General features: G+C 31.5%; 12 protein-coding genes and 1 tRNA gene. 12 read left to right on the top strand and 1 reads right to left on the bottom strand.

All coding sequences use genetic code 11. The features are described from left to right. Positions 1–150: 150 nt before the first annotated feature. From porK to RG22_RS11950, 5 genes are all read left to right on the top strand, one after another. A complete protein-coding gene (porK, locus tag RG22_RS11930; protein WP_052143843.1) occupies positions 151–1509 on the top strand; it encodes a T9SS ring complex lipoprotein PorK/GldK in 1359 nt (452 codons plus the stop codon). Positions 1510–1597: 88 nt separating this feature from the next. Then, a complete protein-coding gene (gene porL, locus RG22_RS11935; protein WP_034043537.1) occupies positions 1598–2233 on the top strand; it encodes a type IX secretion system motor protein PorL/GldL in 636 nt (211 codons plus the stop codon). Positions 2234–2280: 47 nt separating this feature from the next. Further along, positions 2281–3843, top strand: a complete 1563-nt coding sequence (gene porM / locus RG22_RS11940; protein WP_034043540.1) for a type IX secretion system motor protein PorM/GldM — start codon at positions 2281–2283, stop codon at positions 3841–3843. 41 nt (positions 3844–3884) lie between these two features. Continuing rightward, positions 3885–4775 (top strand): type IX secretion system ring subunit PorN/GldN, encoded by an 891-nt coding sequence (porN, locus tag RG22_RS11945; RefSeq protein ID WP_034043543.1) that lies wholly within the window; start codon positions 3885–3887, stop codon positions 4773–4775. Positions 4776–4962: 187 nt separating this feature from the next. Then, on the top strand, positions 4963–6009 hold the full coding sequence (locus RG22_RS11950; protein WP_034043546.1) for an NAD(P)/FAD-dependent oxidoreductase: 1047 nt from the start codon (positions 4963–4965) through the stop codon (positions 6007–6009). A gap of 106 nt (positions 6010–6115) precedes the next feature. Here RG22_RS11950 and RG22_RS11955 read toward each other — a convergent pair whose 3' ends face one another. Next, positions 6116–6499, bottom strand: coding sequence for a DUF983 domain-containing protein (locus tag RG22_RS11955; protein WP_034043549.1), 384 nt, complete (start codon positions 6497–6499; stop codon positions 6116–6118). Between the two features lie 154 nt (positions 6500–6653). On the opposite strand from RG22_RS11955, the gene RG22_RS11960 reads away from it, so the two are divergent. From RG22_RS11960 to RG22_RS11990, 7 genes are all read left to right on the top strand, one after another. Continuing rightward, a complete protein-coding gene (locus RG22_RS11960) occupies positions 6654–8564 on the top strand; it encodes an ABC-F family ATP-binding cassette domain-containing protein (RefSeq protein ID WP_034043552.1) in 1911 nt (636 codons plus the stop codon). A 95-nt stretch (positions 8565–8659) separates the two neighbouring features. Then, complete coding sequence (locus RG22_RS11965) at positions 8660–9484, top strand: Two component regulator three Y domain protein (RefSeq protein WP_034043555.1); 825 nt, start codon at positions 8660–8662, stop codon at positions 9482–9484. Between the two features lie 79 nt (positions 9485–9563). Further along, complete coding sequence (locus RG22_RS11970; protein WP_034043558.1) at positions 9564–9743, top strand: CPXCG motif-containing cysteine-rich protein; 180 nt, start codon at positions 9564–9566, stop codon at positions 9741–9743. 121 nt (positions 9744–9864) lie between these two features. Continuing rightward, a tRNA-Met gene (locus RG22_RS11975) sits at positions 9865–9937 on the top strand. A gap of 260 nt (positions 9938–10197) precedes the next feature. Continuing rightward, positions 10198–11778: a hypothetical protein gene (locus RG22_RS11980; RefSeq protein WP_034043561.1), complete on the top strand. Its 1581-nt coding sequence runs from the start codon at positions 10198–10200 to the stop codon at positions 11776–11778. Then, entirely contained in the window at positions 11775–13457 is a 1683-nt protein-coding gene (locus tag RG22_RS11985) for a hypothetical protein (protein WP_034043564.1), read from the top strand. Before RG22_RS11980 ends, RG22_RS11985 begins: the two co-directional genes overlap by 4 nt. A 7-nt stretch (positions 13458–13464) precedes the next feature. Then, complete coding sequence (locus RG22_RS11990) at positions 13465–14568, top strand: DUF4238 domain-containing protein (protein ID WP_034043567.1); 1104 nt, start codon at positions 13465–13467, stop codon at positions 14566–14568. Positions 14569–14639: the final 71 nt, after the last annotated feature.

Here is a 14639-nt window from a genome sequence, read left to right on the forward strand (position 1 = left end):
GGTCGAATAGTCGATTTCATCGGTAAAATGTATTTTTTTTACGATGAAATGTAATTTATTTGTAAAAAAAGTTGTTTTTTAAAAAATATATAAATATGTTTACGCTCTCAAAATGAAGCTTAAATAATTAACCTCGAGTTTTCTATGGATATGAAGAAGTTTATTTTATTAACCGCAGTATTAACATTATTAGCTAGTTGTGGCTCTAAAGATAGGGGAGAGCTAGTAGGTGTTAAAGGTAAAAAATGGCACCCAGAAAAGCCTTATGGAATGGAACTCATTCCTGGTGGCGCATTTATTATGGGTAAAGCCGATGATGATCTTGCCGGAATACACGATGCTCCCGCAAAAACAGTTACTGTTAGAGCACTATATATGGATGCAACAGAAATAACTAATAGTGAATACAGACAGTTTGTTAATTGGGTAAGAGATTCTATAGTAAGAATGAAGCTTGCTGTTTTAGCAGACGAAGTTGGTAAAATTCCAGAGGATGGAGGTATTGGTGAGTTTGCTTTTAAAGATGCAGATACCGCTAATATGTCGGTTTACGAAAAATACATGTTCGAAAACTATACAGGTTTAGGACCAACAGGTTATGAGGGTAGAAAAATAAATCATGATGTGGATTTAATTTTTGATACTGATGAATATCCAGATGAGTATTATACTGAAGTTATGGATACAATGTATTTACCATTAGAAGAATCGTATAATGGGCAACGTACTTGGGATGTAAAAAAGTTTAAGTTCCAATTCAGTCACATGGATATCCAAGAGGCTGCTAGAGATAGAGGTATAAAACGTAAAGATGTTATTATTAAGGAAGAAGTAGAAGTATACCCAGATACAACAGTTTGGATTAGAGATTTTGCTTATTCTTATAACGAACCAATGCACAACGATTATTTTTGGCATGATGCGTACAGCGAATATCCAGTTGTAGGTTTAACTTGGAAACAAGCTAAAGCATTTTGCGAATGGAGGACTATAAATAAAAATTCGTATCAAAAATCTAAAAAAGCAGCATTTGTAAATAGATTCAGATTACCATCTGAAGCAGAATGGGAGTATGCCGCAAGAGGGGGGCTGCAAGCAGCAACGTACCCTTGGGGAGGTCCTTATACGAAAAGCGATAGAGGTTGTTTTATGGCAAACTTTAAACCCGTTCGTGGAGATTACGCCGCAGATCAAGCATTATACACTGTAGAGGCAAAATCTTATGAGCCTAACGATTATAACTTATATAATATGGCTGGTAATGTTTCAGAATGGGTAAATGCATCTTACGATCCAAATTCTTACGAATACACATCAACAATTAATCCAAGTGTAAACGATAACAACAATCAACGTAAAGTTGTAAGAGGTGGTTCTTGGAAAGATGTCGCTTACTATTTACAAGTAAGTACAAGAGATTATGAGTATGCAGATTCTGCAAGAAGTTATATAGGTTTCAGAACAGTACAAGATTACATGGGGACACAGGTAACAGGTAAAAAACCTTAATAACAAATAAATTTTAATCAAATCAATAATAAATACTATTAATTAACCTACTTAAGTATTACTACTTAAAATTAAAAACCGAAAAATTATGGCACAGTCAAAAGCAAGTAAAAGATTTATGAATATGGCTTACGGATTAGGAGCATCAATTGTAATTGTTGGAGCACTATTCAAAATTATTCACTTTGAAATTGGACCTTTAACAGGTAACGTTATGTTAACTTTAGGTCTTGTAACCGAAGCAATTATTTTTGCTATTTCAGCATTTGAACCTGTAGATAACGATTTAGATTGGTCGTTAGTTTACCCAGAATTAGCTGGAGGGCAATCAGATAAAAAAGAAAAAGAGAACCCACAAGGTTTATTATCTAAAAAATTAGATGAGTTATTAAAAGATGCTAAAATTGATGGCGAATTAATGGCAAGTTTAGGTGATAGCATTAAAAACTTTGAAGGTGCTGCAAAAAATATTTCTTCAACTGTAGATTCTGTTGAAGCTTCTAAAAAGTATGGCGAAGAATTAACATTAGCTGCTGCGCAAATGGAGTCTTTAAACAGTCTTTATAAAGTACAATTAGAAAGCATTAACAAACAAGCTACTATTAATGAGGAGTCTGTAGAAAATGCCTCTAAATTAAAAGAGCAAATGCAATCTTTAGCATCTAACTTATCTTCATTAAATGGAGTATATGGAGGTATGTTATCTGCAATGAATAAAAACTAATTAGTGGGTTAACCCAAATTATTAATTAACCAAAAACCTAATTAGACATGGCAGGAGGAAATTTATCACCACGACAGAAAATGATTAATCTGATGTATTTAATATTTATAGCAATGCTAGCTTTAAATATGTCAAAAGAAGTGCTTTCAGCCTTCGGATTAATGAACGAAAAGCTTACTGAGTCAAATGAAGCAACAGCATTACGTAATGATAGCTTCATGGCAAACTTAGAACAAAAAGCTAGTGATCAAGCTGAGAAATACGCACCATTAAAATCTAAGGCAGATCAAATTGATGCATTAGCTAAAAAGTTTGACACATATATGGAAGACTTAAAAAGCAAAATGACAGCTAAACTTGATGATCCAACTGATTATGAGATTATGGACAAAGGTGATTATCTTGATGAAAACTTTTTTAAAGGCGATAAACTTAAGCCAGAAGGCGAAGAGTTTTTAGCGCAGATAGCATCTTTTAGAGATGGTGTTGCTAGTATTTTAGCTGATGAAAAAGGTATGGAATCTGTTATTAAAGATGTACAAACTAAATTTAGTACAGAAGACGTTCGTAATAGAGATAATGTTAAACAAAGTTGGTTAGATTATCATTATAAAGGATTTCCTTTAGTGGCATCATTAACTAAAATGACACAACTTCAAGCGGATGTTAAAACGACTGAATCTGAGGTATTAGCTAACATGTTACAAGGAACACTTTCTAGCGAAGTATCTATGACCAACTATACTACATTAATGGAAACAACAAAATCTGCTTATTTTAACGGTGAGCAATTTGATGGACAAATTGTGTTAGGTCGTAAAGATGCTTCTACTAAGCCTAGTAGAGTAGAATTAACTTTAGATGGTAGACCATTATCTGAAAATCAATATGCTATTGAAGATGGTAAAGTGAAATTGAAGATAGGGACTGGTGGCGTTGGAGAACATAAAATTGAAGGTAAATTAATTTTTGCTCAAGATGGAGAAGAAATTGAAGTTCCAGTAAACTCATCATTCGCTACAGTTGCTAAACCAAATGCTGCAACCATTTCTGCAGATAAAATGAATGTAGTTTATAGAGGTGTTAAAAACCCAATGACTATTTCTTTTGCTGGTATTCCAGATAACAAAGTAACAGCTAGTGCTCAAGGATTATCTAGAGGTTCTGGTAGTAGTTATGTAATGGATGCTACAAGAATTAAAGGAAGAGAAGTTACTATTAACGTAACTGGTACATTACCAGATGGAGGTAAAGTAAGTGATAATGCTAAATTCAGAATTAAAGATTTACCAAAACCAACAGGTACTGTAAGAGGTGAAGATGGTGCATTAAAAATGCAACGTAACAGTCTTGAAATATCTACTATTGGTGCTAAATTTGATGATTTCGATTTCGAGTTACCATTACGTGTTACAGGCTTTAAATTTAAAGTTCCTGGGCAACCCACAATAAATGTTAATGGAAACAAGTTAGATAGTAGAGCAAAAGGTGCTTTACGTAAAGCTAAACGTGGTTCTGGAATTCAAATATTTGATATTGAAGCTAAAGCCGGTGGTGTTAGCGTGATACTTAAAAAAGTATCTCCAGTATTTGTTGAGCTTACAAACTAGAATACATAGGGGTAACCCTAATAATTAAAAAAGTAAAAGAAATGAACTTAAAAAGTTTTTTATTAACCGTAGTAACTGTTTTTACAGTGTCTGGTGTCTTTGCACAAGCAAATATATTGAATGCTAAAAGTCCAGACGAAATTGGAGTAAGAACAGAAGCGCAAAAAGCAGTCGATAACGACAAACCATTAGAATATGGTTATGTTGACGACAGAGATGTTCTTTTTTCTAAAATGGTTTGGGAAAAGATTGTTCTTGATGAGCGTTCTAACTTTCCGTTGTACTATCCTATAGATACTAATAATATTGGTAGTGATAGACGTTCGTTGTACGATGTACTTATGAAAAGCGTGAAAGACGGTAAAATAAAACACATTTATGATGATTCGTATTTTACAACTAAAAGAACTTTAAAAGATATTGAAGCAGCTTTAACAATGAGGGATACTACAGAGTTAGGTATCGAGCAAATTAATGCTGGAGAAGAGCTATCTCCTGAGTATATTATCAGACGTGATATAGCTGCTGCCGATATTAAAGAATATCATATTAAAGGACTTTGGTATTTTGATAAGCGTCAAGCTGAAATGAAATACAGATTATTAGGAATTGCACCAGTGGCACCCGATGTGAATTTTATCGATACAGACGAGCCAGATTTAGTGCCTCTTTTTTGGGTGTTTTTCCCAGATGCTAGAGAAGTATTGCACGAAGCAAAATCATTTAACAACGAGAATAGCTCCATTCCTTTTTCTTTCGATCATATATTGAATTCTAGACGTTTTCACGGCTATATTTATAAAGAAGAAAACGTTCAAGGCGATAGGAAAATTAGTGAATATGTGTCTGAAAATGCATTAATGCAATTATTAGAATCTGAACGAATTAAAGATAAAATTCGAGATTTCGAATTAGATATGTGGACGTATTAAGTCACATAAAATAAATATTAAAAAAAAGGCTGTCTGAAAAGACAGCCTTTTTTTGTTCCTCCCCTTTTTAAGGGAAGGCGTCCGAAAGACAGAAGGGTTTTAATCCTCTTTTTTATCATTCCTGCCTTTTAACTTCGCTCAAGATAAACTATGGAAGGAATCTATTTTCTGAGTATCTTCGCAACCAATGCAAGTAGATTATATTATAGTTGGCATCGGTTTAGCAGGTATTAGTTTTTGCGAACAATTAAAAGCTAATAACAAAACATTTGTAGTTTTTGATAATCAATCGCAACAATCATCAATAGTTGCTGGGGGTTTGTATAATCCTGTAGTGTTAAAACGGTTTACATCGGTTTGGAAAAGTAAAGAGCAATTACAGATGGCACTACAGATGTATGCTAATTTAGAAAAAAAATTAAATGTAAAGTTAGATTATAAAATTCCTGTATATCGAAAGTTTGCATCGCTTGAAGAACAGAACGATTGGTTTACAGCTTCAGACAAACCACAACTTGCTGAGTATCTTTCTACCAAAATTATAAAAAACGAAAATGATTTTATTGCTGCACCTTTTGGTTTTGGTGAAGTATTGCAAACAGGTAGAATTGATGTAAAATGTTTGATTGATGCTTGTAAAAACGAACTTTTAAAAGAGCACATATTTTTTGAAAATGTATTTGATTATAACCAAATTGAAGCTTTAGATGAAGGTATTCAATATAAAAACATAAAATCTAAACATATCGTATTTGCTGAAGGTTTTGGTGTGGTTAAAAATCCGTTTTTTAATGTATTACCATTAGTACCAACAAAAGGGGAACTATTAATAATTAAAGCACCAGATTTAAAAATTGATTTTGTATTAAAAGCTGGTGTGTTTTTAATTCCACTTGAAAACAATTTATATATTGTTGGTGCCACTTATGAATGGGATGATACATCTAACAAAACTACAAGCAAAGCTAAAGAAGAACTTTCAACTAAACTTGAAAAGCTAATTAGTTGTCCGTTTAAAGTCGTTAATCAAGTTGCAGGAATACGGCCAACAGTTAAAGATAGACGCCCGTTAGTGGGGCAACATGCAACACATAAAAACATGTATGTACTAAACGGATTGGGTACGCGTGGTGTTATGATTGGACCTTATGTGGCAGAACAGCTTTATAATTTTATTGAAAACGATGTGCCTTTAGAAAATGAAGTTGATATTAAACGTTTTGATTTGCGTTAGGGATTGAACGGTTCGACTGCGCTCACCGCAGGCTAAATGTTTGAGCTCGCCGACGAAAGGAGGAAGCAAGTAGTGAAAGCCCGACCTTTAGGTAACGCCCAAAAAATTATTCTTTAGCTAAATTTTTGTCGTAATGCATAAAAAAGTTAATCCAAATATTTCTAGAAAGCCTTAAAATTACAGGCATAAAAACAATTAGTGTACCTATTATTGAGATAAAGATAGTATGTATACCTGCATTAAAAACAAAAAACGAAATCACAAAAGCTGCGGTTGCAAAAGCAATACCAACAGGGTAACTTACATACATGGAACCATAGAAAAAAGACGGTTCTATTTTATATTTTGTGCCACAATTTGAGCAGCTTTCGTTCATACTTAAAGCTTCAGACAGTATGTACGGATTCTTGTTTTTAAACATAGATTCTTCGTGACATTTTGGACAAACACCTTTGATAATACTGTATAATTTATTGCCTTTTTTAAACATATATTTTAATGTACTTTTGCATTCGCAATCGAAAAATTATTTCTCGGCTTTTCTGTCGAGACATGCTTTTAAAATTGTTATTCTCACAAAGGCGAGAATCTAGAACAAAAATAAGCTTTAATAATAAAGTGTATATAACATAAGTTACATTTCTATGATGAATATTCATAATTTATCGATTTCATTTCAAGGCGAATACTTGTTTGAAGACATTACTTTTAAACTTGGTAATGGCGACAGGATAGGTCTTATTGGTAAAAATGGCGCAGGTAAATCGACGATGCTAAAAATTTTATCGAAAGAAATGGAGCCAGATTCTGGACAAATTGCAGCAGATAAAGAACTTAAAATTGGTTTTTTAAAACAAGATATAGATTTTGTATTAGGGCGAACAGTACTTGAAGAAGCGTACGAAGCGTTTACTGAAATTAAGCAGTTAGAGGCTAAAATGGAAGCTGTAAATACCCAAATGGTAGAGCGTACCGATTACGAGAGTGAAGGTTACCATCAATTAATGGTTGATATAAACGAGCTTCAACACCAATACGAAATTCTAGGAGGATACAACTACCAAGGCGATACCGAAAAGATTTTGCAAGGACTTGGTTTTAAGCGCGAAGATTTTAATAAACTAACCGATACCTTTTCTGGCGGTTGGCGTATGCGTATTGAGCTAGCAAAATTATTGCTTCAAAATAATGATATCTTACTTTTAGATGAACCAACAAACCATTTAGATATAGAATCTATTATTTGGCTTGAAGGATTTTTAAAAAATTATCCAGGAGCAGTGGTAATTGTATCACACGATAAAATGTTTTTAGATAATGTAACCAATAGAACTATTGAAATTTCGTTGGGTAGAATTTACGATTACCCGAAACCGTACACCAAATATTTAGTCTTGCGTGAGGAATTAAGAACGCAACAATTGGCATCTCAAAAAAATCAGCAAAAACAAATTGAACAAACCGAAAAGCTTATTGAGAAATTTAGAGCAAAAGCCTCAAAAGCGACCATGGCGCAATCGCTTATAAAGAAGCTTGATAAAATTGATAGAATTGAAGTAGATGAAGATGATAATAGTGTGATGACGCTTAATTTTCCCGTATCTATAACTCCAGGTAAAGTAGTTGTAGAAGCTGAAGATATTTCGAAAAACTATGGCGATAATCAAGTTTTAAAGCACATTGATTTACTAATTGAACGTGATAGTAAAACGGCATTTGTTGGGCAAAACGGACAAGGTAAATCGACACTTGCAAAAATTATTGTTGGCGATATTAAATATAATGGGCATTTAAAGTTGGGGCATAATGTACAGATTGGATATTTTGCTCAAAACCAAGCAGAGTATTTAGACGGAAATAAAACCGTGCACGATACGATGATTGATGCTGCAAACGAAACTAATAGGAGTAAAGTGCGAGACATTTTAGGCTCATTTTTATTTAGAGGCGAAGAAGTTGATAAATATGTTCGTGTTTTATCTGGAGGAGAGCGTAATCGTTTAGCACTGGCTAAATTAATGCTACAACCATTTAATGTTTTAATCATGGATGAGCCCACAAATCACTTAGATATAAAATCTAAAAATGTTTTAAAAGAAGCCTTAAAGCGATTTGAAGGGACTTTAATTCTAGTATCGCACGATCGTGATTTTTTACAAGGGTTAACCAATAATGTTTATGAATTTAAAGATCATAAAATAAGAGAATATTTAGGTGATATTGATTATTATTTAGACCAACGTAAAGTTGAAAGTTTACGTGAAGTTGAAAAACGAACTATTGTAAAAGAAACTCCTAAAGTAAAAAAGCAACAATCTTACGACGATCAGAAAAAGATAAAATCTTTAAATAATAAATTAAGCAATGTTGAGTCTAAAATTAATCAATTAGAACGGGAGATTAAAGCGATTGATGTATCACTCGAAATTAATTATGAGGAAGTAACATCTCAACCCAATTTCTTTGAAAATTATCAAAAAAAGAAATCCGATTTACAAGATTTTATGCAAAAATGGGAGAACATTCAGCTTGAAATCGAGCAGTTTGTCGATTAAGTATGTTAAAATTTAGTGTATTTCATCGAATAAAATAGTTTTTAGTCTAGTTATAGTCTACTTTCGTAAGAGAATTAATCCCAAATTTATTCAAGATGAAGACTTTAAAACTTATAGTTGTATGCTTTTTAGTGTCAGCATATACTTTTGCTAATGTTTCCTCAAACGAAAAAGAAGCACTAATAGCTATATACAATTCAACAAACGGAAGTGAATGGAACTCTACATGGGACCTAAATGCATCTGTTGATTCTTGGTACGGTGTTACTATTGAAGACAGCAAAATTGTAGAGCTTAATTTGCCTTTTAATAATCTGCAAGGAAATTTACCAAAAGAAATTGGAAATTTAACTTCGTTAAGAAAATTAAACTTTGGTTTTAATAAGCTAGCTGGAAAGATTCCAACAGAATTAGCAAATTTAAAAGCGTTGACTTCTTTAGAACTATTTATGAATAGTTTTGAAGGCGAAATACCATCTGAACTTGGTAGTTTACAAAAATTAGAATCATTAAAATTATATAGTAATAAGCTTACTGGTAATATACCAATGTCTTTAATGAATTTAACAAATTTGAAAGAGCTTTTATTAGGAAGTAACTTTTTAACAGGAACAATTCCAAATCAAATTTATGCTTTATCTAAATTAGAAAAGCTAAGTGTAATGGATAATAAAATGGATGGAGAAATACCTGTTGAGATTGCACAATTAACACAATTACAAGAGTTACTGTTATCTAGTAATAAATTTACAGGAACCTTACCAATGGAGTTTATGAACTTAACTAAGTTAAATACATTTATGGTAAGTGATAATAATTTGAATCAAGAATATATTAGTGTTTCTGGAAAAAACCCACCTAGTTTAATGCATTTAGAATTGCAAAATGCAACAGCTACAATGGATATAGAAAAAGATTAGTTAGAGTAAAGTTAGTTTCATAAATTAGTAAAGTAGATAACAATAATTTGTTATCTACTTTTTTTAGTTTCTATTTTAAATGAAAGAGCATTATTTTACATGTCCATATTGTTGGGAGAATATTTCTATGTTATTAGATAATTCGGTTTCAAAACAAACTTATATTGAAGATTGTGAAGTGTGTTGCAACCCCATTCAAGTTTCTGTTCAATTTTTAAATTCAGAATTAATAGATTTTCAGGCAGATAGCATCGAGTAATAATTTTTTGTTTTTTATGTTTGTTAAAGTTAAAAAGGGTTGTATATTTGCAGTCCGAAATGATTTGGTCGGCATTATGAACCGAAAGTTAAAAGCTAAGTAAATTATTTCAAGATTATATCGCGGGATAGAGCAGTAGGTAGCTCGTCGGGCTCATAACCCGAAGGTCACTGGTTCGAGTCCAGTTCCCGCTACTAGTAAAACCAAGCCTTTCAAGAAATTGAAAGGCTTTTTTATTTCACACAGTACAGAATAAGTACAGAATTTAGCTGTTTATCTTCTGCTAAATAGTATTTGGTTTAATTTGATTTCATTTAGTATGTGAAATAAAATTTAAACTATATTTTTTTATGAAAATTGAAGAATTGAGAATTAATATTAAAAATACCTTACAATTTTTCTAATTCGCTTCTATACTTTTTTAACTTTAGTCAAAAATTTAATTCTTTTTCATTTGCAATTCCTTCAAGACTTATTAAATAACAAAGAGCCAGATAATTGGTGGAAGGAATACAAAGACTTTTGTGGAGACATTAGTAAAGTTGATAGAAGACTATTTATTGAAGCATTACCGGCTTTATTAAAAAAGTTAGAAAATAATTACGCTCATAGAGATCTTAGAATAGCCTTAGAGAACGAATCAAAAAGTAACGCCTCTTTTGGTAAGGAAATTTATTCTAAGATTTTGGAAGCTCAGAATCCATATTTGTATGATTCTCTAACAGATATTATCTCTGGCTTATATAAATCGGACCAAAAGTTTGCAATTACTAAAATCAAAAGCTTAATTAGCAATGCTGAGATAAGTTTAAGCAGAATTGGCATACAATCTATAGCCAAGATAGATTTGTTAAAAAAAGCAACACCAAAAACCTTTATCAGTTGGATTGAGAAACAATTTAATGATATTGCAAATACTGAAGTATTAGCCGAGTCGTGGCCATCAATTTTCTTTGCTGTTAGAATTAAAAGAAATGGATTAAAAAATGCTGATGCTATTATAGATAAACTGTCTAGCGTAAAAACCATCGGCATTCAATTAGAACTCATTTACTTTTTAGATCATAATCTAGATTTAGAAAAGGAAATGAAACTATTCGAAAAATATCTTCCGTTATTACTTCATATTGATCTAGAACATGCAGGTGCATATAATCACTTAACATATCGATTAGAAAATGTAGCTAAAACCAATTTAGGTTTGGTAATTGATTTTATTACAGATTGGGTAGATATAAGTCCTGAAAATGCAAGAAAAATAGAATACTTCAGTCGTTTGCTGAATACACTTTGTGATGACTTTTATTCAGATTTCCAAAAGCTATACACAAATTGGTTAAATAAAGACAATCCTAATTTTCATATTGCCATTTTTGAAATGAATAGTGCCAGATATATGAGAGATTTGTCAGGATTGACCGTTTCAGAAGTTTTAATAGAGGACTATTCCGATTACGATATCGAATATATCACGTACAAAATACTTGCCTATGTTTATGATAAAGACACCTCTTTATCTTTGATATATTCGATACTCGAACAAAAAGGAGATAATAAAGAGGTGGTAGTTTTCTTAGCTGATTTATTTATTAACCACTTAATTTTTAATTATTATTCAACTATTGAGTTTTTAAATTTAAAAAAGAAGACTGCCAACAGGAAACTTAAAAAAATAATAAAAGATATTGTTGAAGAAGGAGAAGATAAATACAAGGCTTATTCAGATTTAGAAAACTTAAAAGAGTTTGCGCCTTCAGAGCAAAGAATGATATATTATAATAAAATTCAAAATAGAAAATTTAATAAATCTTACAAAGAGAGTGAGTCAGAAAGCTCATCATTCCTAAGTATGGTTACAAATATCAATTACAGAACAGGAAAATCTACATTTTCAAAGTACAGCGGTAAATATACCGAAAAGATGACACCAGCACTTATTTCACATAGTGGCGAAATGCCAAGAGGCGAATTTATTGACCCTATAGGTCAAGCAACAGAACGGTTACTGTGGCAAAATTTTAAAAGAAGACAATGAGATTTTTACTGAGTGAATATATTAACCTTTTAAAAGAGGATAAAGAACTTGATACATTGCTGACTGATTTGCTAGTTGGAATGAAATTTACAACTATCTCAAAGCCAATGAAAGGTCGTCAGTTTGGTGTAGATATTTCAGCTGTTGGTATAGATCCAGAAGATGGAATTAAAAAAGTGTTTTTATTCGCAGTAAAACAAGGTAATCTAACAAGAACCACTTGGGATGGCGATGTCAACGCCATACGCTCGACTCTTAATCAAATTAAAGACACGTTTATTCCAACATCACTTACAAATCGTTTAAAAAAACTTCCTAAAAAAATAATAGTTTGTACTAATGGTGTAATAAATCAAAATGTTTTAGTTGATTGGACACAATATATCGACCAGAATACTTCAGATGCTGTTGAATACGATTTTTGGGGAACAGGCGAAATAACTGCAATGCTTGACGACTATCTTGTTAGCGAAAAACTATTTCCACAGGAATATCAATCATTATTAAGAAAGTCTTTAGCATTTTTAGATTTACCAGATTATGATTTATCACATTTCTATACGCTGATTCAAAAAGTTTTAGATAAACAGCCCAAGCAAAAAAGACAAATCCTAAAAAAGTTAAGACTGGTACGATTATGCTTGAACATTATATACAAATGGTCTCAAGACAATAACAATTTAAAACCTTCAATTTATGCAAGTGAACGATGCTTGTTACTCAGCTGGCATTTTATCCAAGAAGGTAATCATTTAGATAAAAACTTTGTGAGACAGGAATTTTACAAAATCCACTCTTTAAAAAGAAACATAGGTGTCTTTTACTTTAATAAAGTTGCTGAACATTATAAAACAGAACACAGTATATACAAATACAGCAGAAATAGCCTAGAGTACAGTCTTAATGTTTGGGAAGAAATAGGAATTATATCAACAATAGGATTAACGGAAATACAAGAGTTTAGAATCCATTATCGAGAAGGAAATGAAGAACAAGTACAAACCTATTACCAAAGCGCACTTTCAATTAGTAATGGATTATGTCTGTTTATTCAGAACAATCCACCTTCAAAATATCCAGAATACGATGTCCATAGTATTGAAATTGCATTAGCACTTAATCTAATGAATTTTACTAGAAACTTCGACCCAGCCAAAAAATGGATTTCTGAAATGACTTTAGGTTTTAACAATAATTATAAGCTTAATAAGTTTTTTCCGTTGTTTAGAAAAAGTTATGAAAAGCTGGTAGATATTCACAATGGCGAAGAAGAATGTGAAGTCCAATCATCTATGATAATTCCTATTTTAGCTGAATATGCTTTAGTATTTAATGATGAAGATTTATACAAGTTCGTAAGGAAGATTTCTACGGAACTTTTTACAGACTTAAATTTACAGATTTGGTTTCCGCTTAAAGAAATGGAAAATAAAATATGTATTCAGGATTATAGTCATGGGGAAGGAACAACAAAGCATTCGGTAACGCTCTATGAAAATGTTGAAGAATTTAAAAAAGAAGTTTTTGAAGAGATTGAACTTTTTGGATTAGAAAAGAATTTTAAAATTTTTAAGCACAGTTTCGATATTGTAGCACACGTTGCAAGCAGGCATTATAAAAGCCAGCCTTTTCCTTTAACTTGGCGTGTTTTTATGAAGCAAGAAGTCTCAACAAAATAATAGAATAATGTCAAATCCAATAAAACAACATTATATACCACGTTCATATTTAAAGAACTTTGCAGTTGAAGGAAGAAAAAGAAATCACTTTGTGGATGTTTACAAAATGGATAATGATATGCTATTAGAGCAAATTAGCACTAAAGATATTTGTTTTGAAAAGAATATTTATACAATACCAGCTGAATCAGATGAAATAAAATATGCCTTAGAAAAACACTATGCTGAGAATGTTGATAGTGAGTTTCCAAAAGTATATAAGTTACTTATTGACGAAAAACTGCTGACGGTTACGCAAGAGCAAAAAATCCAAATACTTTATGTATGTCTATCATTATATTTCCGCACACCACGGATTTTAAATCATCAAAAAAGTTTTAATAACCAAATATTTGATACTGCTTCACATACAGTAAATAAAGAAGGTATTATTAAAATGAATTTGTATGGAGAAAAAATGGAATTTCATATAGATGATATTGAAGTAGTTAAAAAAGAATACAATGAACGTGCAAGAACAGCTTTTTTAGTAAATCATTTAGAACAATGGGGGAATTTTGTAAAGTTCAAATACGATTGTACAATAAATGTGATTAAAATTAATGACACCGATGCACCAATAATTACGTCTGATAATCCCGTTTCAATTAGACATTTTGAAACAAATAAATTTCAAGGTTTATATGACCCTAAAGCAGTTATTACATTACCCTTGGATCGTTCATATTATTTAGAGATACATCCTAATGACTATGCAGATGGTCAAACAAGAATTAATAGACTTACTCAAGACAGAGACTATGTGTTTACTACAAATGGAGTAACACAACAAAATGCTGAAAACTTATTAGTAGCATACAAAGGAGATATTGATAAACATTTTGATATTCAAAACCATTATGAAAATCCAGAAAATGGAGAGGAATTTTTAAAAAAAGCTAAATACAGAGCAGAACAAGCTCTTGTTTTATTTGATATCCTAAAGAAAAAAGGGTTTGTTTCAAAAGAGTTTATAGGTAAACTTAAGGAACTTTTAGAGCATCCATTTTGTAAAGATGATATACAAATGTTGAAATATAAAAAAGTACTTTCTAAAATGGGAAAATGGTAATAACGCGTAAACTCTAAACTTCTGTTAAACAAAACATGGTGTTGTTAAAATTTCGTAACTTTGCAATTAGT

It is taken from the genome of Wocania ichthyoenteri Th78 (assembly GCF_000789235.1).
GTDB lineage: Bacteria > Bacteroidota > Bacteroidia > Flavobacteriales > Flavobacteriaceae > Wocania_A > Wocania_A ichthyoenteri.

What these genes read in the sequence shown, in the direction of transcription:
- RG22_RS11960 (WP_034043552.1), top strand. Translation starts at nt 6,654, where the DNA reads ATGATGAATATTCATAATTTATCGATTTCATTTCAAGGCGAATACTTG.
- RG22_RS11970 (WP_034043558.1), top strand. Translation starts at nt 9,564, where the DNA reads ATGAAAGAGCATTATTTTACATGTCCATATTGTTGGGAGAATATTTCT.
- porL (WP_034043537.1), top strand. Translation starts at nt 1,598, where the DNA reads ATGGCACAGTCAAAAGCAAGTAAAAGATTTATGAATATGGCTTACGGA.
- RG22_RS11950 (WP_034043546.1), top strand. Translation starts at nt 4,963, where the DNA reads ATGCAAGTAGATTATATTATAGTTGGCATCGGTTTAGCAGGTATTAGT.
- RG22_RS11955 (WP_034043549.1), bottom strand. Translation starts at nt 6,499, where the DNA reads ATGTTTAAAAAAGGCAATAAATTATACAGTATTATCAAAGGTGTTTGT.
- porN (WP_034043543.1), top strand. Translation starts at nt 3,885, where the DNA reads ATGAACTTAAAAAGTTTTTTATTAACCGTAGTAACTGTTTTTACAGTG.
- porM (WP_034043540.1), top strand. Translation starts at nt 2,281, where the DNA reads ATGGCAGGAGGAAATTTATCACCACGACAGAAAATGATTAATCTGATG.
- porK (WP_052143843.1), top strand. Translation starts at nt 151, where the DNA reads ATGAAGAAGTTTATTTTATTAACCGCAGTATTAACATTATTAGCTAGT.
- RG22_RS11965 (WP_034043555.1), top strand. Translation starts at nt 8,660, where the DNA reads ATGAAGACTTTAAAACTTATAGTTGTATGCTTTTTAGTGTCAGCATAT.
- RG22_RS11990 (WP_034043567.1), top strand. Translation starts at nt 13,465, where the DNA reads ATGTCAAATCCAATAAAACAACATTATATACCACGTTCATATTTAAAG.
- RG22_RS11985 (WP_034043564.1), top strand. Translation starts at nt 11,775, where the DNA reads ATGAGATTTTTACTGAGTGAATATATTAACCTTTTAAAAGAGGATAAA.